The following is a 21,889-nucleotide window of genomic DNA, read 5'->3' as shown; positions in this document are numbered from 1 at the left end:
GTCGAGTTCGTTCATTCGTTCCTTCAAGTACTGATTGTTGCGCTATCCAATATCACTGTTCCTAGAAAGCCGTGGATATACCTGTTTAAACAATTAGCCGAGCACAAATTGATTACGTACTGTTTTTGCCCGATAGAGTGCCATATCAGCACGCTTAAACAACGCCTCAAAATCAAGATCTCCAATATCAAGGGCACCGCCGACACTGGTGGTTATACGTATATTTTGTTCACCGGCAAATATATGGTTAGCCACCACCCGGCGTAACTTGTCTGCTAACTCGGAAAGCTGTCCGGCCGACACATTGGGCACAAGTAACACAAATTCTTCTCCGCCCCAACGAGCCAGGGTTTCATCTCGCCGAGTGTTTCCGTCAACAATTTGGGCAAACTCCTTCAATATTTTATCGCCCATCTCGTGGCCATGATCATCGTTAATAGCCTTAAAGTGATCTAAATCGAGCAACAACAAACCAATACAAGGGGCGCTGCCCTGACTATAAGCACTTTTAACATCCCGTAGAAAACCTGAGCGATTGTTTATGCCCGTTAATGGATCGGTTACCGCACGCGAATGCAATGCAGACTTTTCCACCTCCAGCTGCACCGCTCTGGTGGTAAGGCTAGCTAATTGGTGTTCACTTCTCAGTGTTGTGCGGCGGAGAAGATAATAGCGAGTCGCCACTTCTACTAGTAATACCGCACCCCACAACACCATCAACAACATGAGAAAATCTTTACGTGAGATTCGCTCACCCACGAGCTCCATACGCTCGACTCTCATTTTATGTATGCCGACATCCAGCAGGTCTACCCCTACCGCGACAATGTTAGTGAAATCCGGTGCAGCGTGTTCACGAATTGCGTTGGACTCCTTCACCCACCACTCCGGCACACTAAATTCATTAAGCTTCACAAACGCAGCACCAGCCCTTAAATCTTCAGCGCGCACAAAAGCCGACATAAATTTTTCCGAAAATGTCCCGCCTTTTGCCCCGTAGGCCATATCAAAATTAACCATATTGATACGAAGGTGTTCGGCACGCCCTTCGTAAAACACTTCCACTTCAATGCCGTCGTACGCCGACAGATCGATACCCGCGACATTTTCCCGAGTAAGGTGGGGCTGGGCGACTAGCTCGGAAAAAATGCAGGAACGATGATTCTCCCAACCCCAACCGTCTCCGTCGGGGTCTTTTGCTGCGCTAGAGCATTCGGGAGCATCCCCCTGGTCGCCCGTCGCTTTCTCACCGGTTTCTACGGCAATACAGCTCTGGCCATTCTCCCAGCCCCAACCATCGTCGTCTGGGTCATGATTTTCACCGGTACAAGCGGGAAATGTGATTACTTGCGCGGCAGGCTGAGACGTTGGTAGCGACGGGGCGGGTATAATACAACTTCGATCATACTCCCATCCCCAGCCATCGCCGTCTGGATCAACAGCCTCGGGGCCACACTCTGGCGGCGGCGAATCTTCTATTTCGACAATGGTGCTGGCACTTCGATCTTCTATGCGCACAATACAGCTAGCGTCGTTTTCCCACCCCCAACCGTCGCCATCTTCATCGGAGGCTGCACTGTCACAGATTAACTGCTCTTTCTCCGCCGTATTCCACGCAAGCGTAAACCCACAGGATTGATAGCCATCCAACTCTTGGAATTCGCAGAGCAGTTCGTAATTGGCACGGTCCACCCAGCGCACCACACTGCCACGAAAAGCATTCTGAGGTGCAAAAATTGAAGGGAAATTTTTGGTGTTAGGGTGAAGCAGTAATTTTTTCGGCGGAATGTACGGCTGTGCAAAAATCGCTAGCACTGTAGCCAGCGCCATAATAAAGCGAACAACCGTAAAATAATTGGATTTCATCCGGCCCGTTTACACCATTATCGGCGCCTCTGTCGAATGCGCTTTTCGCTCAGCAAGGCAGAAAACTGTATACGATCCATACCGTTCATTTTGAGTCACTTGGTTTGTGTTTATCTACATTTAGATCCGTAACTTGGCACGTCCTCACGGTATGCTTCGGTCTCCGTAATACGCTACTACCGCAGACGTATACTAGGCCGCTTCTATTACCGATTTCTATTTGAGTATAGAGCAAGGCGAACCACTGTATTTTTGTGCGCCAAAGAGATTTTTGGCGCCAACAGCCGCAAGGCGCGCGCACTTACCGCTCATATACTCATACTATAGTGTCAATCCAGTGTTTTTTCAGTCGTCGTTCTTTTTTCTGGGGCAATTAGCACTAAGATTAAACGAATTAATCTTAATCATTCGCATTCCCTATCCTGTTGAAATATAAAGATATTTTTTGTTTTTGGGCGGCTATCGATTACACTTATGCGAACTTACACCACCATACATTCGGGTTTTAGGGCCACGCCCAACCGTCTTACCGCAAGGAGGTTCCAGCCATGAAATCCAGCGCCCTTACTCTCGACACACTCAATGGCGTATTGACCACTGAGTTAACATCTATTAATCGCTATTTTCTCCACGCCCGAATGTTTAAGAATTGGGGATTCGAAAATCTCGATCATATCTGCTACAAAAAAAGTATAAAGGATATGAAGCAAGCCGATGAGATCATTGAACGCGTTCTCATGCTTGAGGGTTTACCCAATTTACAAAAACTAAACTCTCTGCTGGTGGGCGAAAATCCCGAAGAAATACTGGCACTGGATTTAACATTTCAACACCAAGCCATTGACCAACTTAAACAAGCTATCGGCACCTGTGAGCAGGAAAAAGACTATGTAAGCCGCGGCCTGCTTGAAAATATTCTTGAATATGAAGAGACACACCTAGATTGGCTGGAAACCCAACAACACCTAGTGGACAATACAGGTATTCAAAATTACCTGCAGTCACAAATATCCGAAAGCGATTAAATACGAGGTTATAAAATGAAAGGTAATACTCAGGTCATTACAACCCTTAACAAGTTACTCGCTTTTGAGCTAGCAGCAATGGATCAATACTTTGTGCATTCTGAAATGTATGCGGACTGGGGCCTAAGCAAACTTCACGAGCGTATAGCTCATGAATTTGATGATGAAAAGGGGCACGCCAAAGCACTGATTGAGCGTATTTTATTCCTCGAGGGCCGGCCAGACATGGTAACCCGCGACGGGCTTTGCATTGGTACCGACGTACCCTCCATGTTGCAAAGCGATCTTAACGTAGAATACGCCGTTGCCAGCGGCCTAAAAGACGCCATTACATTGTGTGAAGATGAAAAAGATTACGTTACCCGTGAAATACTAGAAGTACTCTTGGACGACACCGAACGTGACCACGCTTACTGGCTAGAGCAGCAACTGGGCTTGATCCAAAAAATTGGATTGCCTAATTATTTACAATCGCAAATGTAAAATTGCCACATATGAAAAAGCGACCCTCGAAATAGAGCGTCGCTTTTTTTATGCCTTGGTGTTAACCAGGGGTACTGGTTAATTTCAATAGGCTCGAGTTAACCAACACGACCCCATCAATTCAGCTGCCTTGCTAAACTATGCTTTTACTGTCAACCCACCCAATTTCTGCCACAGTATTACCAGCCAATAAATTAACCTGTCTAAGGTATCACCAGACAGAAGCGACCCCTGGCTTTGCTCAAAGTGACTGTCGAGGCAATGGCGAACATAGCGCTGATCAAAATCGGGATGCCCAAGGCTAGCATATTCCCAATCCAGCAAAACTAAACCATCATCGGTTTCCAAAATATTTTCGGGAATTAGGTCATGATGACAGAGCACTGGCGTCCAGCCGGAGACCATGAAGGTTTTTAGCTCCGCTAAAAATTCCGGAAGTGCGTCACCAAAAACCCGTAAAGAATCGGGCGCCAACCGTTCTATTTGATTTAGATAATTCTGCACGTAGGCGAGGTAATCGCAGGCGGGAACCTTAACCCTAACACGCTGCACTTGAGTAAGTAGCTCTTCTAGCCGTCGGCGTTGTGTTAACCGTGTTAAGTCGCTACGCGACCAGCTACGACCGGTAATATATTCGAACACACAAAAATCTAGCTTGGTATTGTAATGCAGTATTTTGGGGCTGAGCCCGGTGCCCTTCAGTTGCTCCAGTATTGTATATTCAGTTTCACGCTTGATACCCAAGACGGTTGAATTATCAGCGTTTAAACGTAAACAGTATTTTTTTTGGTTACCGGCCGGCCAACTAATGCCGTCTTTGCGTTTATCACTGCCGACAATATAGCTGCTATTGGTTGTACCCGAACTCAAATCACGAAGTACGCGCGGCTGTGACGATAACTCCACATGCCAGGAGTGCCAAGTGCTCAGCGCGTTAGCAAGCCGTATACGATTTTGCTTGCTCGCTTCATTTGTCATATAGGTGCCTCTTCAGAAAGAACCGGTTCCAGTTGCCGCGACCAACTGATAATGCCGATAATGACGAGCACGAGATATATCATCATCAACAACGCCGTTGGGTACAGCCCGCGTTCTATATACAAAAACAGTGCCACAGAATTAATAACAAACCAGTAGATCCAGTTTTCAAAAATTTTGCGGGCCACCATATACGTGGTTACCACGGCACCCCAAGTCGTAAAAGAATCGAGATAAGGCCAAGCGGCCTCGGTTTTCTGCGAGAGAAAATAGCCCGACATCAGGGTAAGTACTGCCACTAATGATAACGCATAAACGTGGTACGCAGGTGTCCAAAAGCGGATAGATAGCTGACGGCCATTGTCTTTGCCTTGTGTCCAGCTTCTGTAACCGTATACAGCCATTGCCATGTAGTACACATTTAGCAGTGATTCCATCACTAAGGACACGTCAAAAAACACCCAAGTGAACAATGCCGTACTCACAAACGCGCAGGCCCAGCACCAAATATTTTGGCGCATGGCTAACACTAAGTAGGCCACCGCCAGGGCAACGGCCGTGAGTTCTATAATGGATTGCTGGAAAAAACCGGAAACTGCCTGCTGAAAAAAGTCGTGCATTTATCTAGCCTTATTCAACTGTCATTATTATCGAGCTTCGTAGTCGGGTAAAAATTTGGCGACAAATACACATTTGCCAAAATTTTCGTAGCTCCACGCAATGGCGTCTTTTAGGGCATCCATAACCGTATTGTAATCCCCAATTAATATCGTAGCCGTGGGGAATGTTTGCACATCGATGTTAACGTATTCATTTAACTTTACGATTACCTGGCGAATAATGTCCAGATAATTATCCTGTAGCGGGTAAAGGGTGAGTTCCACACTTAGGTTCATTCGTGTCCTCCAAAAAGATTAACGTTAGGTTTTTGTGGTTTGCTCGGCCAAATAAAGGAAAGGTGCGCTGTAGCACACCCTTTTTATTTATCCTTTTAATTTTTAAAAGGTATAGCTAGCGCTTACCCCAAAGGTTCGCGGTGCACCTTTTTGGGTATAAGGCTCTGCTGCGTAGAACTTGCGCGGGTCGTTACCGAAATCGTGACTGAAGTAAAATCCCCGGGTTTCCACCCATTCATCGGTAAGGTTTTTAGCCCAAACCGCCAGACTGAGCATGCCAACATCAAAGCCCAAGCGCGCATTGAGTAAATCGATGCTATCGCTTCGCTCTTCATGACTCTCAGAAAAGTAAAAGCCGTCTTTACCTTCCATATCGACCCTAAAGTACAGATTACTGAGCAGGTCGTATTGGGCCGCTACGTAGTACTGGTAATTGGGTGCATGAGCCTGATCGCGACCGCTCATATCGTAGGGCTCTGCGGGTGATCCATCAACGTGGCTAACGTTAAGAAACTCTTCATGCTCAGTATTTAATAGAGCGAAAGAACCACTCAAGCTCAATGCATCGGTGGCCAACCAGGTGAGCTCAACTTCTAAACCGGTGTTATAACCTTCTGCCGCGTTATCCAGAAAGATAACGAAGTCATCCACCGCTTCGGCTTCAGAAACGTTCACCTGTACACCTTTACGCTGCTGATAGAAGGTCGATACTTGCGCCAACAGGCTGTTTTCCAGCCAGTCACCTTTCATGCCCAATTCATAGTTTATCGCCAACTCGGTATCATACTCCCGCTTGTTTTGCGGTACTCGGGGTTCTGCATTAAAACCGCCAGCTTTGTAGCCCCTAGAAATCAAACCATACAACAGGGTGTCGTCACTCAAGGAGAGCTCCAGCGCAATTTTTCCACCAAAGAGATTTTCACTAGGTCCAAATACAGCGCTGTCACTGTCTTTAAATTCGGCGTCGAAGTTTTCATAGCGCAGGCCCGTTACCAGCGTTAATGAATCCGCTAACGGAAAATCTACCTGGCCGTACAGCGCCGCGTTCTTTGTTATGTATTCGCTCGAGTAGGTATAGAAAACCGGGGTGTAGTCGTCGCTGTAAAAGTCGTCATCGGGTGCATTGTCCGTGTAAGTGCGCTCTAAGGCCACCTGCTGATAGCGGTAATAGACACCGACCACCCATTGCATACCACCGTCATTTTCTTTAGACAACAAACGTACATCGGCAGACTTATTGCGGTTTTCACGCAAATAATTGTCGGCGGTGGAGTACTGCCAGTAGGCACAGCTAGAATCGATTGTACAAATGTCTCGATAGGTCCAATCCTCGTCGTAGCCATATTCCACTTGCGAATCAGCGTAACTCACGTTTGCCTGTAAATCGGCAAAACCGAGTCCACTGTAGGCGGTTTTTAATGCGTGGGCATTGGTTTGCTGGCGGTCGTGGCCGGGTTGATCGGAGAGGGTGGTGCGATCATTATCAAGACTGAAGGCATCGTAGCCGTTATCGATATCAATGATATAGCTGATCAAATCAACTTTTAGTTGGTCGCTTATGTCAAAACTAAAGTGGTTGCGGAAACTCACCTCATCAATATTATTGGTGTCATTGCGGCCAATATACACATTGTCTATATAGCCATCACTTACATTTTTCTGTACGGCCATTCGCCAGCCGGCGGAATCACCAACAGGTATAGACACGTTGCCACCGACATCGTAACTACCGTAATTACCAAAACCGGCCGACACCTTACCGCCACCGTCTTTATCCGGTGCGTTACCCACTACATTAATCATGCCCGCCAATGCGTTAGCACCGTAAAGCGTTCCCTGTGGCCCGCGAAATATTTCCACCTGGGCGGTATCCAGTGTGGTGACACCCATTCCCAGCCCAGTGAAATCAATACCATCAACAATAATGCCAACGGAGGGGTTACTTGGTGCTACAAATTGACTGCGCTCACCAATACCGCGAATTTGAATAAAACGACCTCGCGATGCACCCGTAGAAAAGTTAACGTTAGGCGCGAGGTTTAAAAGGTCTTCCAAACTTTTTGCGTTTCGCACCTCAATGAGTTGTTCAGTAATCACCGAAACACTATTGGCCAGCCGAAGCTGTTCAATGGAACGAAGTTCACCGGAAACAATCACTTCTTCCAGTGGCTCGGCATTGGCAATGCCGCTTATGGCGAGCGCGAGCAGTGAGGTTTTTAAAATAATGGGTTTTAATGTACGGGTCATAACAGGCCTTCTATACAAACTAATAGGAGACCCGGAGTAGAGCGGGGAAAGGTGTTGCGCAAATCGTGAGAGATTTCCTATTCCTACGCCGGTACTAACCGGATCAGGTTCAAAGGGTTCGGAACTACCATCTCAGACCGGAACACATCATTAATAACAACGCTCTCAGTCACCCCTCAGGAGAGCGCGCATTGTAGGGGGTGTTTGGCGCAATTAATAGTGGCTTAAAACAAAACCGGGCCCCATTAGGGGCCCGGACAAGATCGTAACAAATGAATTAGTTACAGGAGGTGTCGATATCGTTTAGGAAGCCACGGTCTACACCGGAACGTAGAATGATTTCCGTTGGACAGGCCACTTCACGGTATTTCAGGCTGGGGTTATCGGCCGCTTCCATCCAGTCGGCATACCACAGGCAACCCTGATGCAGGTCGGTTAACCCACGTGAGCCAAATACATTGTCGCAGCGCTGGGTAAGGCAACTCTTGTACTGGTCACGGCTGGCATTCCAACCCAACTCGCTCTTACAGGCCGCGAGGAAACCACCGTACTGTGCACCTAACTCATCGTTAGACACCCCCCACTGAGCAGAACAGGCATTAAACGCACCTACACCGCCGCCCGGCACCAAAATGTCGAACTGACCACCACCTACGTCGTAGCCAATGTTTGTAGCCTGCACAATCATGCGCTTACCCAGTAACGCCGCAGAACCGGGGTCATCACCACCATTGTAAGAACTACCGGTGAATTCAATCTCGAAGCAACGCCCACACACATCACCACTGGAGGTTGCGGCATAGCCATAAGCAAGGCTGTCACTTACCGCCCAAGGCGCAAGGCCCTGACACATATGAGCATCACCGCCATTATCGCAGGCACTCACGGCATCCACATCGGACAATGCCTGGTCGTTCACGCCACAGGAGGGCAAAGCTTCAACATCGTCAGGTACATTTTCAGACCAACTACAATGGGCCTTACAGCAATCCCAGTAGCGCGTGGCGTAGCCACTGCAACCCTGCCAATCACTTGAGGACGAACTAGAGCTGGTGGAGGAGTTAGAGGAACTCGATGAGCTGACAGAAGAGCTGGAGCTAGAGCTAGAGCTAGAGCTAGAAGACGAGACAGAACTGCTGGAACTGATATCACCACCACAGACACCCAGTTTGCTCCAGGTACCATCGCTACCAGGCACTGAATTGGTGTACCAGTTCGCCTGATAAAGCACACCCTGATACACCATTCTATCACCGCCCTCAGCGTGGTTATAAGCACCACCGGCCCAGTCTTTGGAAGTCCAGTTAGGGTACTCGTTTACACCAGCACAGTTACCGCCCTGCGAACTGCTGCTGGATGAGTTAGAGCTACTAGACGAGCTAGAACTGCTAGACGAGCTTGAACTACTAGACGAACTAGAACTGCTAGACGAGCTTGAACTACTAGACGAGCTTGAACTACTAGACGAGCTAGAACTGCTAGAACTGCTAGACGAGCTTGAACTACTAGACGAACTAGAACTGCTAGAAGAGCTAGAGCTGCTAGACGAACTGCTCTGGTCACCCCCACCGGAAACACTCAACGCCGCCAGTTCAGGTAAGTAACTCGAGCCATTGCCGTTGCCACAGAAACCAAAGCTCACACTGCTACCCGGTGCAATAGTCGCGTTGTAGCCTAAGGGCGTTACCGTAGTGCCGCTCAGGTTGCCACTCCACAGATTACTGATGGTGGAATCGTTAGGGTCTATTTCTAATGTCCAGCCAGTGATATTAGCGGAACCGTTATTAGCGACGGTGACTTCAGCGCAATAGCCAGAGCCCCAATCATTATTGACGTTAAGGGTGGCTTCACCGGCACCGGATACCAGTGCAGAAGCAGAGTGTGCAAAAAAGAGCAACACACTCACCCATAGGGAAGTGAGTTTTAGGTTGATCATAGCTAGCCTCAGTTGTTATTGATTATTGTGTTGAGTTATAGGTGCTCGGCTATATAAGCGAGACACTTAGGGTACCCTTTAATATAAGGCCCCAAGAAGGCGCGGTAAAACTACTCTTAAACAACAGAAATATAAACCGGCGATTGGAAATAAAAATAACAATTACCAAAAGGTATTTGAAATAACGAGATCAACAAATCATCGAATACACTGGGCGTTGTGTACAATTTGGGAAGGAGATCTCACAATTCTATTATCACTACCGCCATCAATGCATACGGTAATGAATATATTTATTATAGTCGGGAACTCTGTGTCATGATATTCATCAGATAATGTAGGCATTCAGGGAGTAAAGCACGCATGCATGATAACGAAGGTGAATTAGGCGATTTAGAACTCAACGAACGAAACACCGAGGAAACTTTAGAGGTTAGGCAAAAACCTCATCGATCGCGCCTGCCTTTGTTGATTTTTCTTTTACTGCTATTCGCCGCTTCTGCCACCGCCGTGTACTTTTTTGTGTTTGCCGAACAGCCAACACCACCAACTGCCATTGTCGTTGCGCCTACAACTGAACCCACGCCTGCGCCCATCCCCACCTTAGCGCCAACCCCCGACCCATTAGCCCAATCGGCAGCGCCGACGCCGACGCCAACGCCAACGCCAATACCTCTGCCGCTATTGAACAAAAGTGACGACGAAATTCGTCAGCAAATAGACAACCTGCAACTCTCGACCATAGCTGAACTGTTAACCCCAGAAGAAATTGTACGCAAATTTGTCCGCGCGGTTTACAACCTAGGACAAGGGAAAATAGTCCCTCAGTATCGGCCTCTCAATGGCCCCAATTCTACCTTTAAAGCTCAGGCCATTGGACGCATGGCCAAGGTTGCCGCGAGTAACCCAGAAGACGGCGTTATTCAGACCGCTGTGTTTAAAAACCCTGGCACCAACCAACAGCGCTACGCTACCTATATTAGCGTTGCCGAAAACATGAACATAAGTACCGTCGTAAAAGCCTACGAAACCTATTACCCAATACTACAGCAGGCTTACAGTGAACTAGGGGAAGGTCCTGAGCAATTTCACTCGGCGGTGCTCGGCGCCCTAGACAGCTTTCTCGCTACACCAAAGCTGGAGGGTGAACCTGAATTAATACTGACCAGCGTGCAGTACCAATTTCTTGACCCCAAACTGGAAGCCTTACCGACCACACAAAAACTTATGTTACGTATAGGGGAAGAGAACCGACAACGATTGCTGCCAAAACTGGAGGAATTAAAACAGGCCCTATTGTTGGTTTCACCTTAATTACTGGGCTTCAGAATTTAATCTTTTACGGCTTCACGGCACTTGCGTACCGGGTGTTTTCACGATTAGCTGAGCACAAGGAACAAGCTAGCGCTGACGACGCTTGGTTATATCAGCGGTTAAAATAAGTAACACCCAGAGTCTATTGCCCGGTAATTCACAAAAATAATACCCTAATAAAATCAATAGGTTATAAATTTTTAGCCGTCAGTTTCGCGACAAACGCAAACACAACAAAAAATCCTACTTGCATCTACGATAACCCTCGTACACACTTGCTACGACAACCGCCGTAGTAAGTCAGATCAACATAGTCGTACGAAGAGGAGCACCCGTGCCCAACCCCACCCAAGCCGAACTGGAAATTCTCAATATTCTTTGGCAATCCGGCGAAAGTCGTGTTCAGGAAGTACACACGCACCTAAGCCAGCAACGCGATATTGGTTACACCACTACGCTCAAGGCCATGCAGGTGATGGCGCAAAAGGGGCTATTGGACAGACGCTTAGACGGGCGCAGCCATGTGTATTTTCCGGCGATTCAGGAGCGGGCTACAAAAAATAAACTGCTGTCACGTTTTATCGACAACACCTTTGGGGGGTCCAGTAGCCAGTTGGTGGTACAGGTACTGGGTAACGCCAAGGTAAGCAAAGAAGAGCTCGACGAAATTCGAGCGTATCTCAATCAAATTGAGGATGAGTAACATGAACAGCATCGCCAGCCTATTAGACGGCCATACAGCCTACGCGTTCGTGTGGACGATGGTTCACTCACTCTGGCAGTGTGGCTTGGTAGCCGTTGTTCTCGCCATTACCCTGTACATTAACCGTAATCACTCGGCACATTTACGTTACTTAATGGGTATTGCCGCGTTATTGATTTGTGTTGCTATCAGTATCGCCACCTTCAGCCATCTATACAGCAGTATTCAACTGGCAGACGCCGCAATGCATCGAGCCAATACCAGCGTATTCCTGTCTTACCCCGGCAGCTTCTTCGAACACTTTTACCAATTATTGAATAGTCATATCGGTACTATTATGCTGGTGTGGGTATTGGGTTTTTGCATTCAAGCCTATTGTTATTTACGCGACTTTATTTACGCGCTTGCACTCAAAAACCAAAACTGCGAGCCCGTTCAACCGCAGTGGGCTGAACGCTGCCAACAGTTAGCCGAACAGTTAGATATTCATAAAGTTGTGCAATTAAAAAACTCAGTCCGTATTGGCAGTATTTGCGTTATCGGCCATTTTAAACCGGTCATTTTATTGCCTATTGGCCTGCTCACTTCACTAACCAACGAGCAGGTTGAGGCTCTACTGTTGCACGAACTCGCCCACATACGACGTAACGATTACCTGGTAAATGCCATCCAGAGTTTGGTTCGCCTTCTGTACTTCTTTAACCCTGCCGTACTGTGGGTATCCAAAATGATTGATGTTGAACGTGAACACGCCTGCGATGATATTGCCGTACAGCACTGCGGCAGCGCCAAACTTTACGCCAACAGCCTAGCCAGTATTTCTGAATTAGAGTTAAGGCTGGCTACGGTACTGGCCGCGCGTAGTAGCCGCTTTAAAATGCTGCCGCGTATTACCCGCTTGTTCTCCAAGGGCACTGGAGTCTCTAGAAGTATGGAACAATTAACCTCAGCGCTGTGTGCACTGGGCGTTATTTTGGCGATGAACGTGAGCGCAGCTGAAATTGATATTGCTGCACCTGTTAATGATATTGCCGACATCAGCGCGCAACTAACGGCACTACCACCGGCACCAGCACTACCACCGGCGGCGGCTATTGCCTCAGTCGCTAAGCCCAGCCCACCGGCCGCCAGCAAAACGCTAGCCGTAAAGCCTGTGCCAGATAACTGCACTAAAAAAGCCACCGCAATAGAACCTAAAATGGTGACGGCTGCCGCCATTCCCTCCACCATCCTTGCCACGCCCTCTATAGACTACGCCATAAAGCGTAAAGCGCTTGCTCTTCCGGTGCAGGCGAAACCGCTACAGTTCGCTGATGCTGGGACTAGCCAAACGGCGCCCCCTGCTGTTCCGGCAACCGCCAGACAAATGCCGCTGGAAAAAGTTGGCTCCCTAGAATTTGACGAGCTCTATGTTTCCAATCGCATGAGCCTACCCATTACCCACAAAATTTACCTTAGCGATGTGCCCGTTGAATTCGCCGATGTGTGGAACAGCAAGCATGGTACCGACACCTCCCATTATTACCGCGAACAGGTAAAACGCGAATATGGTGCAACACTGAAACGCACCCTAACTGAAGCGCTCACAAAAGTTGGCTGGGAAGTTGTGGCAACACCACAAAAAGACGCTTTAAACCTAAATGCTCGCCTGCACACGCTGTTTATCTCTGCACCGGAAACCACGGGCTTAAAGCACAGCATCGTTGCCCAGGTTGGCCAATCGGGTATTGAACTCATTTTTTCCAATCCGCAACAACAACCGATTATGAAAATAGTGGACTATCGCGCAACCAAAGATAGCTCTGCTTCGCCCACGGTTGCCAACCGCGCAACCAATCGGCGCTACTTCCGCATACTCATGGAGTCGTGGAGTGAAGACGCTGCCGACTATCTGCAAAACCTAATGAACTTCGCCGAAAGCCAACAAGGCCAGTAAAGCGCTTGCGCTGCATCCGCACGGGTGCAGCGATTTAACTATTTCACACCCTGCAAGTCTAAACCTTTGTGCTGTATCCGTAAGGGTGCAGCACTTTTTTTCCCGCTAAATTCAGCCTGCTACTCCGCACCTGCGACAATAGGTCGCATCCCACTCTTACTCTCGCTTCCCTACAATTCATATCTCAAAATTAGTGGAGCACACCATGAAAAAAAGAGCATTGATCGTCGCTATGTCGATGGTCGCAATGCCAGCACTGGCTAACAACGACTTGCCCATCGAAATCGTTGAAGTTATTGGCAACGACAAAGAATCCAAACAGCAGCAACTGCATAGCGAATCGGCACTGAAAGCACCAGTGCAAGACGCGGGGCAATTATTGCGCTCCATTAACGGCATGACCGCCACCCGCAGAGGTGGGCGAGGCTTCGAACCGATTATTCGAGGGCAGTCACAAAATCAATTAAACGTGATGACCGATGGCGCCTATACCTTTGGCGCCTGCCCCGGCCGTATGGACCCGCCCACCGCGTACACCGCTATGGACAATTTCGACCAACTCACAATAATTAAAGGTAACCGCTCGGTCATCTACGGTTCCGGCGGCAGCGGCGGCACCCTGCTGTTTGAACACAAACGCCCGCAGCTAAGTGAAAAAAATGTACTCGGCTCAATTAGCCTGGGCAATACCTCCAATGCTGGCGCCCAGGATGCGGCGGCCAATATGGTGTTTGGCACCAACAAGGCCTTCGGGCGTCTATTCGGTGATGTGAAATCTTCAGACAACTATGAAGATGGTGACGGTGTAGAAACGGCTTCAAGTTACGAATCCGCAAGCTGGGGCGTTATTGCCGGAGCTGATGTAAGCACCAACCACTACCTGCAGTTTTCCCACGAAGCGGTGAGCGAAGATGATGTTTGGTTTCCGGGCAACGGCATGGATTCCCCCTGGACCGACTCCCTCACTAACCGTCTCAAATGGGTCTACAGCGGTAGTAAGTTAGTAGACGGATTTGAATTCACGGTTTATCAGAGCGACGTTGACCACCTGATGGATAACTACAGTATTCGCAACCGAATGCCTATGAATATGAGTGGTATGGTTGCCACCAGCCGGTCGGAAACTAGCGGTGGCCGGTTTTTAGCCACCGTGGAAAATACCCGAACGGAATGGCGCTTTGGCTTCGACCACCGCGCCAACGACCGCGATTCTGAACTGTATATGGATATGGGTAAAGATGGCAGCTACGACATGCTAGCCTCTATTATGTGGCCTGGTGTTGAGCTGTCGCAGTCGGGAATATTTGCCGAACTAGACATGACACTCGAAAGTGGCGATCAGCTGCGCGTGGGCACTCGTATCGACCAGCTAAAATCCAATGCTACCCGCGCCGACGAAATGGCAGGCATGATGGGCAGCGCCACCCCCAACACCCTTTATCAAAACGCCTACGGCACCACCGCCAGCGACCGCAGCGAAACCGGTGTAGGTTTGGTACTGGGGTGGGACCACAAACTATCCAGCAATACCGTACTGAGCACTAACCTCAGCCGCAGTATTCGCGCTGCCGACGCGTCAGAACAATTTATAGCCCGCAGCGCAATGGGCCGAAACTGGATAGGCAACCCAGACATTAACCCCGAGCAGCACCACCAGTTAGATGTCGCGTTAATCGCTCGGGGCGATACACAGGGCTGGTCTGCCACGGTGTTCTGGGATTCGGTGAATGATTATATCGAACGTTACAACCTCGAAAACGCAACGCTCTATCGCAATACCGGCGCAACACTTTACGGGTTTGAGCTAGACGGCAATCGCGAGCTAACTGCCAACCTGTCTGCTGGCGCAGCGCTGAGCTACACCCGAGGAGAAAGCGACAACGGTAATCTCGGCCAAATAGCCCCGCTGGAAGTGCGCGTGAACCTCGACTACGCCCGAGGCAACTGGATGATAGGCTCAGAAGTTATCGCCGCCGCCGAGCAAGAGAATGTCAACCCCGCACAGGATGCTGGCACCTCCGATGGTTTCGCACTGCTCAACTTTTACGCCAGCTGGAAACCGATTAAAGCCCTAAGCCTGCAAGCGGGCGTGGAAAACTTACTGGACGAAACCTACGCTTACCACGTGAACTCCGCCAATACTGACCCCTTTAACCCCGACCCCGTGCGCGTAAACGAACCCGGACGCGAGATTTGGCTAAAGGCACGTTACAGCTTTTAACGCTGCATATTAAAATGGTGTGAAACCACAGCGTTATGGTTTCGCACTGTTTTAAATCTTTTACTCGAGCCCAGCTTTCACAAAAAATTCATCTCACGAACTTCCCGCCTCACTCAACTGATGATACGATATATCATATCTTAAATTTTGGAGCGAAAAATGAAATTCAGCGCTGTTTGTGGGCCTGCTGTATTTGCCACGTTATCCCTGCTAACCGGCACCTACGCCCTTGCCCTTGAGGGCGCAGTAACCGATGAAGCTGGCAACCCCATTGCCAATGCCACCATTACCTTAATCGATAGCAAATCCAGCCTGCAAACCAACCAACAGGGGGAATTTGAAATTGGTCAACATGCCGTAGAGGAGATTCACGTAGAAGCCGATGGCTATAACCACCGCGTACTGCACCTCCATGGCGAGCATACCGATGAGCCCCTAACCATAATACTCACTAGCACCTTGATAGAGCAGGTAGACGTTATCGGCCTACCTATCCATGCTTCCACCCTGGAGTCTGTGCAGCCCATCAGTGTTTTAAGCGGCGATAATCTGCGCAATAAGCAGGCCTCCACGCTAGGTGAAACGCTCAATAATGAGATTGGCATACACACCAGTTACTTCGGCCCGAATACCAGCAGCCCGATTATTCGCGGGCTCGATGGCCCACGGGTACTCATTACCCAAAACGGACTAGACGTAAGCGATGCCTCTCGTGTTGGGCCCGACCACGCGGTAACCAGCGAAGCCAGCACCGCCGAGCAAATTGAAATTCTGCGTGGCCCCTCAACCTTGTTTTACGGTTCGGGGGCTATTGGGGGAGTGATCAATATTGTTGACGACCGAGTACCCAGCGACAACCTCACTAAAGCCGCGGTTAATGCTTCTTTTAACAGCGTTTCCAATGAAAATGCACTGTCGGCGGCCTACACCGGCGGCAGTAATTGGCTCGCCGTGCACATTGATGGGTTCTGGCGGGAAAATGACGACTACACCTTGCCGTCCAATATAGAGGCCAGTGACCACCACCAAAATGAATCCGCTGAGGAGCACCAAGAACACCGTAATGCCAATACCCTCGCCAACAGTGCCGCTAGCAGCCAGGGTTTTAACCTCGGCGGAAGCTGGTTACTCGACAGCGGCTATATCGGGCTTTCGTACGGCCGAATGGAACGCCTAAACGGAATACCCGGTCATGCTGTGCATAGCGCAGAAACGGACGCTGATCACGCCGAAGAAGCGGGCGTACAATCCGACTTAGAGCAAGATCGCTGGCAGCTCATCAGTGAACTTAACATTGGCAGCGATTGGTTAAGCGCCATCAACACACGCGTTGGATACACCCATTACCAGCACACAGAACTTCATGCAGAAACGGATACCGAAAATCATCAACCAGCCAGCGAACATGACGATACCGTGTTCCGCAATAAAAGCCTGCAATTGCGAGCGGACATCGTTCATCAGGAGCTACGCGGCTGGCGCGGTGCGCTTTCACTGGAAAGTAAATCCGTAGACTTTGAAGCCATCGGCGCCGAAGCCTTCACATCGCCATCCACTACCAACAGTGTTGCTATTGCCATAGTAGAAGAAAAACACACTAACTCACTACTCTGGCAATTAGGTGCGCGCATTGAAAATATTGGCCTATCAGCGGACCCTATTACAGTGAGTACGGATCAACATCAAGGCGAAACACTCGAAGCAGCGAATACAATCTTATTCGATGATTTATCCTTCACGCCCTTTAGTGTATCTGCGGGCGCCGTATGGGATTTTACCGCGGGGTACAACACCAGCGTTTCTCTTACACACGCCCAACGTGCCCCCAGTGCCGGCGAGCTGTTTTCGGTTGGCCCGCATCTGGGAACAGGGGTTTACGAAGTAGGTGCATTGTTCGAAATTCATCAGCAAGATGACGAATACCACCTCGACTATCATGGCGATGCCCGAACCGAAGCCTCCAATAATGTCGACCTCAGCCTACGTAAATTTGAAGGCAACATTGGCTATGTCATTAACGCCTTTTACAACCAAGTAAATGACTTTTATTTCCAAGCCAACACGGGTCTCAGCACAGAAGATTTATTTGGGCACGAAGAAGCCGATATAGAGGGTGAAACGGAACATCACGAAGAACCATTACCTGTCTACATTTTCCAACAGCGCGATGCCCGTTTTTACGGGTTGGAAGCCGAATTTATTTGGCAACCCGCACCACTGTTTCAATGGACATTGTGGAGCGACAGTATTCACAGCGAACTCAACAACGGCGACCCGCTGCCTCGCATTCCGCCTATGCGCATAGGCAATGAATTCGTGTTTGAACACAACCATTGGTTCGCAGAGTTAAGCGCAACTTACGTATTCGAACAAACGCGAACGGCTGAAAACGAAACCCCTACCGACGACTACACTATGCTAGACGCCATCGTATCCTACAGCTTCGATCTAAGCTCCGGTAACATTACGGTATACGGAAAAGGAGAAAACCTACTGGATACAGAAGCACGAATACATTCATCGTTTATGAAAAGTCAAGCCCCCTTGCCCGGGCGCGGATTTAGTTTGGGTATTCGAGGAGAGTTTTAGATTTTCCCACAGGGTTGGACATCGAGCTTCGGTAAGTACAGGAGGCTATCATTACCCCGGCCTCTAACCCACCATCGCCGACACAATGGAATTTTACAATCACCCGAAAGCCGATTGGACAACCACAAACACTATTTTTGGCAACCCCGAAAATAAAGAAAAACACTATGGAACTACAAAAAATTTTGCACAATGCCGAAAAATCCTGCGCGGGTTCTGGAACCCGCTTCACGGAAAAGCGCAAAAGAGTGCTCACGTGCTTACTGGCTTTTGATAAGGCTGTTTCGGCTTACGATATTGTTGCCGCCATGCAAGCGCAATACGACGATAAAATACCGCCAATGTCGGTTTACCGTATTCTTGAGTTTCTAGAAACACAGAACCTGGTTCACAAGCTAAGTTCTAACAGCAAATATGTGGCCTGCTCCCACATTGCTTGCGAGCATTCCCATGAAATTCCGCAATTTTTAATTTGTGATAAGTGCGATAAAGTTAAAGAAATTAAAGTGCAAAAGGATATTATCGCATCACTTTATGGCAGTGTAAAAAAAGCGGGCTACGCCTTAAAAAGCCACCGACTCGAACTGCATTGCCTTTGTGATAGCTGCAATAATTTGCAGCAAAAAAGCACATAAAATAGTAATTTAAAAATGGATTAGAATGTCGGCGATTAATAGATCATTTCAAAGAATAAAACCTGCCTTTAACAGGCTTGTAATGTTATGTGCAAGCTTGACGCTTATTTTAAGTGTTGTAACGCTGTTTGATGATCTACATAGAATGTTGGAACTGCTTAGCCATTTCAAAACTCAGTACCTACTGGCTTCTCTTGTATTTCTAATTCTTGGTATTTCGCTACGCTCAATTACGCTGTGCTTGGCTATGGTGGTTTCCATCACTATTAATGGTTATTTAATCGCTCCTTATTTTTTTCAAGACAATCAGCCCGTTAAGAGCAAAATAATTTTTACTCTTAAGCTTCTTCACAGCAATGTCTACACCGCAAATACTCACCACGATGCCCTTATAGCGCTTATTCAACATGAAGCACCCGACATTTTTGTAGTGCAGGAAGTCAACGAAATATGGCTGAATCAACTAGACATGCTTACCGACATCTACCCCCATCAGGTAAAAGTGCCCCGAAGTGATAATTTTGGCATAGCGCTATTCAGTAAATGGCCATTTGTATCAAAGCAAATAGCCTACTGGGGCAACACCAATGTACCCAGTATCGAATCGACCTTTAACGTTAATGGGCACCTGTTTCACCTGCTTGCAACGCACCCATTACCGCCCATCAATAACGAGTACTTTAACGCACGTAACAATCAACTTTATGCTGTTGCACGCAGAGCCGCCGAGATAACCGCCCCTAAGATTGTGGTGGGTGATCTTAATATAACCATGTGGTCTTCAAATTATAAAACTCTTACGCAGCAGGCAGGCCTACGCAATAGTCGTTTCGGTTTCGGCACTGTTCCGACCTGGCCCACTCACTTCAAACCTTTAATGATACCCATCGACCATATTTTGGTATCAGCACATTTCACCGTAAAGCAGCTAAGGGCCGGTGGCAATATTGGCTCGGACCACCTTCCTCTTATCGCCGAGTTCGAACTAAAACAGCCCAGCGAATAGCGTACGTAAAACCACGGCCAAAACCAACGAAGAAATACTGATCATAGCGAAACGAGCTCACTTCACCGGCTGCGCTTATTGAGACGGAACGGCGAGGTAAATCAATTACTCCGAAAATGGCCGGCAACGGCAATACCGAAACCCCTTGTAACGCCGAACGACTGACGCTTGAATCGACGCACTAATCAAAAATCGGGAACAAGGGAACTGGGCGCGGTGCCTGTGTTCAGATAACAAAGCCGTCAACACATCACCCGACTTCATCGTTACCCGCTTGACGCTACCCTTGAAAGGTGTAAATCTGAGCCAAAGCGCTTTAAGCCTGTGGGGCGATAGATGCACACCACTAACTTATTGATAGGGCGCACTGGATTTGTAGTTCAAATCAACTATAAAAAAGATAACAACCTATAGAGATTATTGCGATGATTAATTCTATGGAAACAGCCGAGTATATGTCGTCCAATCCCGTAACGTTTACGCCGGATACCGACATTTTCGATGCTATACACGTAATATTGGAACACCGCCTTTCCGGTGCCACCGTACTTAATGAAAATAAAGAGGTGGTGGGCGTTATTTCTGAGCTGGACTGCCTAAAAGCGATTATTAACGTTGGTTACTATCGCCAGGGTGGCGGCCGAGTAGCCGATTTTATGTGTACCGAAAGCATTCAGTTTATGCCTGAACACACCAACATTATTGACGCGGCGCAAATGCTGATAACCAATGGCCATCGCCGGATGCCGGTCGAACGTAATGGTCAATTTATTGGTCAGATCAGTGCCCGAAGCCTGTTACAGGCGCTTAAAGATTCTGTTGCAGCACACGAAGACAGTGAAGATGCCCTTTCTGGTGTCGACTAACGCTCCCAAGCACTGAGGGCGGTACGCACCGCTCTCAGATTTCAAACACCGACAAACGACCACTCAGCCTGCAACAGGCAAGGTATGGGAAAAGCTGCACGCAGCGCTAGCAAGCATTACCGCCGCAAGCTGAAGGAACGTTCGACGACTCCAAATAGTGTATCGCCGAACGCAAAAGACTACCGGGCTGCTTTAGAATCGAAAGTTCACTATAAATCCGTTAGTCATGTCACCAGACAAGAAGGTCATAGCCGCCAGTTCTACGTCGAAACTAGCATTATGAAAAATGATTCCCGGACGTAAATAACCACCACCGGCCAAATTCAAACCTTCCTCTAGGCAGTTGCTACAGTTCGCGATCGTGCGATCGGCACTCAGCGTTCGAAAACCGCCCATCAACGATAGCGATGTTTTCTCATTCAGCCTGTGTACGTAACCCAGCTCTGCGAGTATACCCCACGCACTAATACTGGAGTCTGCGGTGCTTTCATTGCCAAACTGGTCTTCCACGCGCTGAGAAAACTCGCCATCATCAGCAATGAAGGGCAGGTACACACCAACACTATAACCAAAGCCACTACTCAAAGTGCCGGAATAGCCCATATCCAGGGTAAAACCGCCTCCACCAACCCCTTGAGGGTCGGTCACTTCGGAATCCAAACCGATATAACCACCACCAATAAACCAGGCACCGTCATGGCTAGGGGTGGGTGCCGCGTTTTCCGAACCGTCCTGGGCCGCAACCGTGGACATTAACGAAAAGGTGAGAATCGCTACCATCAGGGTCTTAATCGAATTCAAGTTTTTCACTCCTTGTTTTGTTTTTATATGCAAAATTGTTTTATTTTAACGAAGCCCCTCAAGGGAACCGAGCCCCCCATGGGAACCGAGAAGTTTAATGGATACACGTGGCACTGAAAACATCAAAATGGGCCTCGTCAACGAGAAGTGGCGCTAGATCAAAAAGCGCCATTGTAAGAATTTCGACACCTCTATCGGTATAACAGTTTAATCAGGTATTTCGCCGTAAAATGATACGCTGGCACAGGACAGCCGGGCGCATTAAAAGCCTGTAAACAGCATGATCTTCTTCGAAATGGAGCGATTCCACTGGTAAAAAACCCTACCCGGCGTACAAAATGCGGGGCTTTTATCCGCATAATGGCGTTAAAGGTGTCGCAGACATAC

At 48.5% G+C, this 21,889-nt stretch carries 18 protein-coding genes and 1 riboswitch; of the genes, 10 read left to right on the top strand and 8 right to left on the bottom strand.

All coding sequences use genetic code 11. The features are described from left to right. Positions 1–93 precede the first annotated feature (93 nt). Complete coding sequence (locus H5336_RS10310; protein WP_185233899.1) at positions 94–1,866, bottom strand: diguanylate cyclase domain-containing protein; 1,773 nt, start codon at positions 1,864–1,866, stop codon at positions 94–96. 548 nt (positions 1,867–2,414) lie between these two features. Here H5336_RS10310 and bfr (H5336_RS10305) point away from each other — a divergent pair. Together bfr (H5336_RS10305) and bfr (H5336_RS10300) are read left to right on the top strand one after the other, a co-directional pair. Next, a complete protein-coding gene (gene bfr, locus H5336_RS10305; protein ID WP_185233897.1) occupies positions 2,415–2,891 on the top strand; it encodes a bacterioferritin in 477 nt (158 codons plus the stop codon). A 15-nt stretch (positions 2,892–2,906) separates the two neighbouring features. Next, positions 2,907–3,374 (top strand): bacterioferritin, encoded by a 468-nt coding sequence (gene bfr / locus H5336_RS10300; protein ID WP_185233895.1) that lies wholly within the window; start codon positions 2,907–2,909, stop codon positions 3,372–3,374. Positions 3,375–3,512: 138 nt separating this feature from the next. Here bfr (H5336_RS10300) and H5336_RS10295 read toward each other — a convergent pair whose 3' ends face one another. The 5 genes from H5336_RS10295 to H5336_RS10275 form a co-directional block, all read right to left on the bottom strand. Continuing rightward, positions 3,513–4,352 (bottom strand): choline/ethanolamine kinase family protein, encoded by an 840-nt coding sequence (locus H5336_RS10295; RefSeq protein ID WP_185233893.1) that lies wholly within the window; start codon positions 4,350–4,352, stop codon positions 3,513–3,515. Beyond that, entirely contained in the window at positions 4,349–4,972 is a 624-nt protein-coding gene (gene pnuC / locus H5336_RS10290) for a nicotinamide riboside transporter PnuC (protein ID WP_185233891.1), read from the bottom strand. Before pnuC ends, H5336_RS10295 begins: the two co-directional genes overlap by 4 nt. A 27-nt stretch (positions 4,973–4,999) precedes the next feature. After that, positions 5,000–5,248, bottom strand: coding sequence for a YkoF family thiamine/hydroxymethylpyrimidine-binding protein (locus tag H5336_RS10285; RefSeq protein WP_185233889.1), 249 nt, complete (start codon positions 5,246–5,248; stop codon positions 5,000–5,002). A 102-nt stretch (positions 5,249–5,350) separates the two neighbouring features. Then, positions 5,351–7,495, bottom strand: a complete 2,145-nt coding sequence (locus H5336_RS10280; RefSeq protein ID WP_185233887.1) for a TonB-dependent receptor — start codon at positions 7,493–7,495, stop codon at positions 5,351–5,353. A 63-nt stretch (positions 7,496–7,558) separates the two neighbouring features. Next, positions 7,559–7,682: riboswitch (TPP riboswitch) on the bottom strand. Between the two features lie 90 nt (positions 7,683–7,772). Next, entirely contained in the window at positions 7,773–9,431 is a 1,659-nt protein-coding gene (locus H5336_RS10275) for a cellulose-binding domain-containing protein (protein ID WP_185233885.1), read from the bottom strand. A 363-nt stretch (positions 9,432–9,794) separates the two neighbouring features. Between H5336_RS10275 and H5336_RS10270 the strand changes: the two genes are divergently transcribed. The 8 genes from H5336_RS10270 to H5336_RS10235 all read left to right on the top strand — a co-directional run bounded on the left by H5336_RS10270 (position 9,795) and on the right by H5336_RS10235 (position 20,701). Beyond that, the gene (locus H5336_RS10270; protein ID WP_185233883.1) at positions 9,795–10,745 is read left to right on the top strand and encodes a DUF3014 domain-containing protein; all 951 of its coding nucleotides are present in this window, start codon (positions 9,795–9,797) and stop codon (positions 10,743–10,745) included. A 334-nt stretch (positions 10,746–11,079) separates the two neighbouring features. Further along, positions 11,080–11,448, top strand: coding sequence for a BlaI/MecI/CopY family transcriptional regulator (locus tag H5336_RS10265; protein ID WP_185233881.1), 369 nt, complete (start codon positions 11,080–11,082; stop codon positions 11,446–11,448). Position 11,449: 1 nt separating this feature from the next. Further along, positions 11,450–13,384 (top strand): M56 family metallopeptidase, encoded by a 1,935-nt coding sequence (locus H5336_RS10260; RefSeq protein WP_185233879.1) that lies wholly within the window; start codon positions 11,450–11,452, stop codon positions 13,382–13,384. Positions 13,385–13,589: 205 nt separating this feature from the next. Further along, positions 13,590–15,605 (top strand): TonB-dependent receptor domain-containing protein, encoded by a 2,016-nt coding sequence (locus H5336_RS10255; RefSeq protein ID WP_185233877.1) that lies wholly within the window; start codon positions 13,590–13,592, stop codon positions 15,603–15,605. Positions 15,606–15,764: 159 nt separating this feature from the next. After that, entirely contained in the window at positions 15,765–18,194 is a 2,430-nt protein-coding gene (locus tag H5336_RS10250; RefSeq protein WP_185233875.1) for a TonB-dependent receptor, read from the top strand. Positions 18,195–18,361: 167 nt separating this feature from the next. Then, on the top strand, positions 18,362–18,829 hold the full coding sequence (locus H5336_RS10245; protein ID WP_185233873.1) for a Fur family transcriptional regulator: 468 nt from the start codon (positions 18,362–18,364) through the stop codon (positions 18,827–18,829). 97 nt (positions 18,830–18,926) lie between these two features. Further along, positions 18,927–19,835: an endonuclease/exonuclease/phosphatase family protein gene (locus tag H5336_RS10240; protein ID WP_185233870.1), complete on the top strand. Its 909-nt coding sequence runs from the start codon at positions 18,927–18,929 to the stop codon at positions 19,833–19,835. A 425-nt stretch (positions 19,836–20,260) separates the two neighbouring features. After that, positions 20,261–20,701, top strand: a complete 441-nt coding sequence (locus tag H5336_RS10235) for a CBS domain-containing protein (RefSeq protein WP_185233868.1) — start codon at positions 20,261–20,263, stop codon at positions 20,699–20,701. 63 nt (positions 20,702–20,764) lie between these two features. Here H5336_RS10235 and H5336_RS23800 read toward each other — a convergent pair whose 3' ends face one another. Further along, positions 20,765–20,857 carry a twin-arginine translocation signal domain-containing protein gene (locus H5336_RS23800; protein WP_185235716.1) on the bottom strand — a complete coding sequence of 31 codons (93 nt, stop codon included), beginning with the start codon at positions 20,855–20,857 and terminating at the stop codon, positions 20,765–20,767. 36 nt (positions 20,858–20,893) lie between these two features. Next, positions 20,894–21,502, bottom strand: coding sequence for a hypothetical protein (locus H5336_RS10225; protein ID WP_185233865.1), 609 nt, complete (start codon positions 21,500–21,502; stop codon positions 20,894–20,896). Positions 21,503–21,889: the final 387 nt, after the last annotated feature.

Origin of the sequence: Teredinibacter franksiae, from assembly GCF_014218805.1 — a bacterium.
Lineage (GTDB): Bacteria > Pseudomonadota > Gammaproteobacteria > Pseudomonadales > Cellvibrionaceae > Teredinibacter > Teredinibacter franksiae.
Note: the sequence above shows the minus strand (reverse complement) of the source record. Positions and strands in the feature narration are given on the sequence as shown.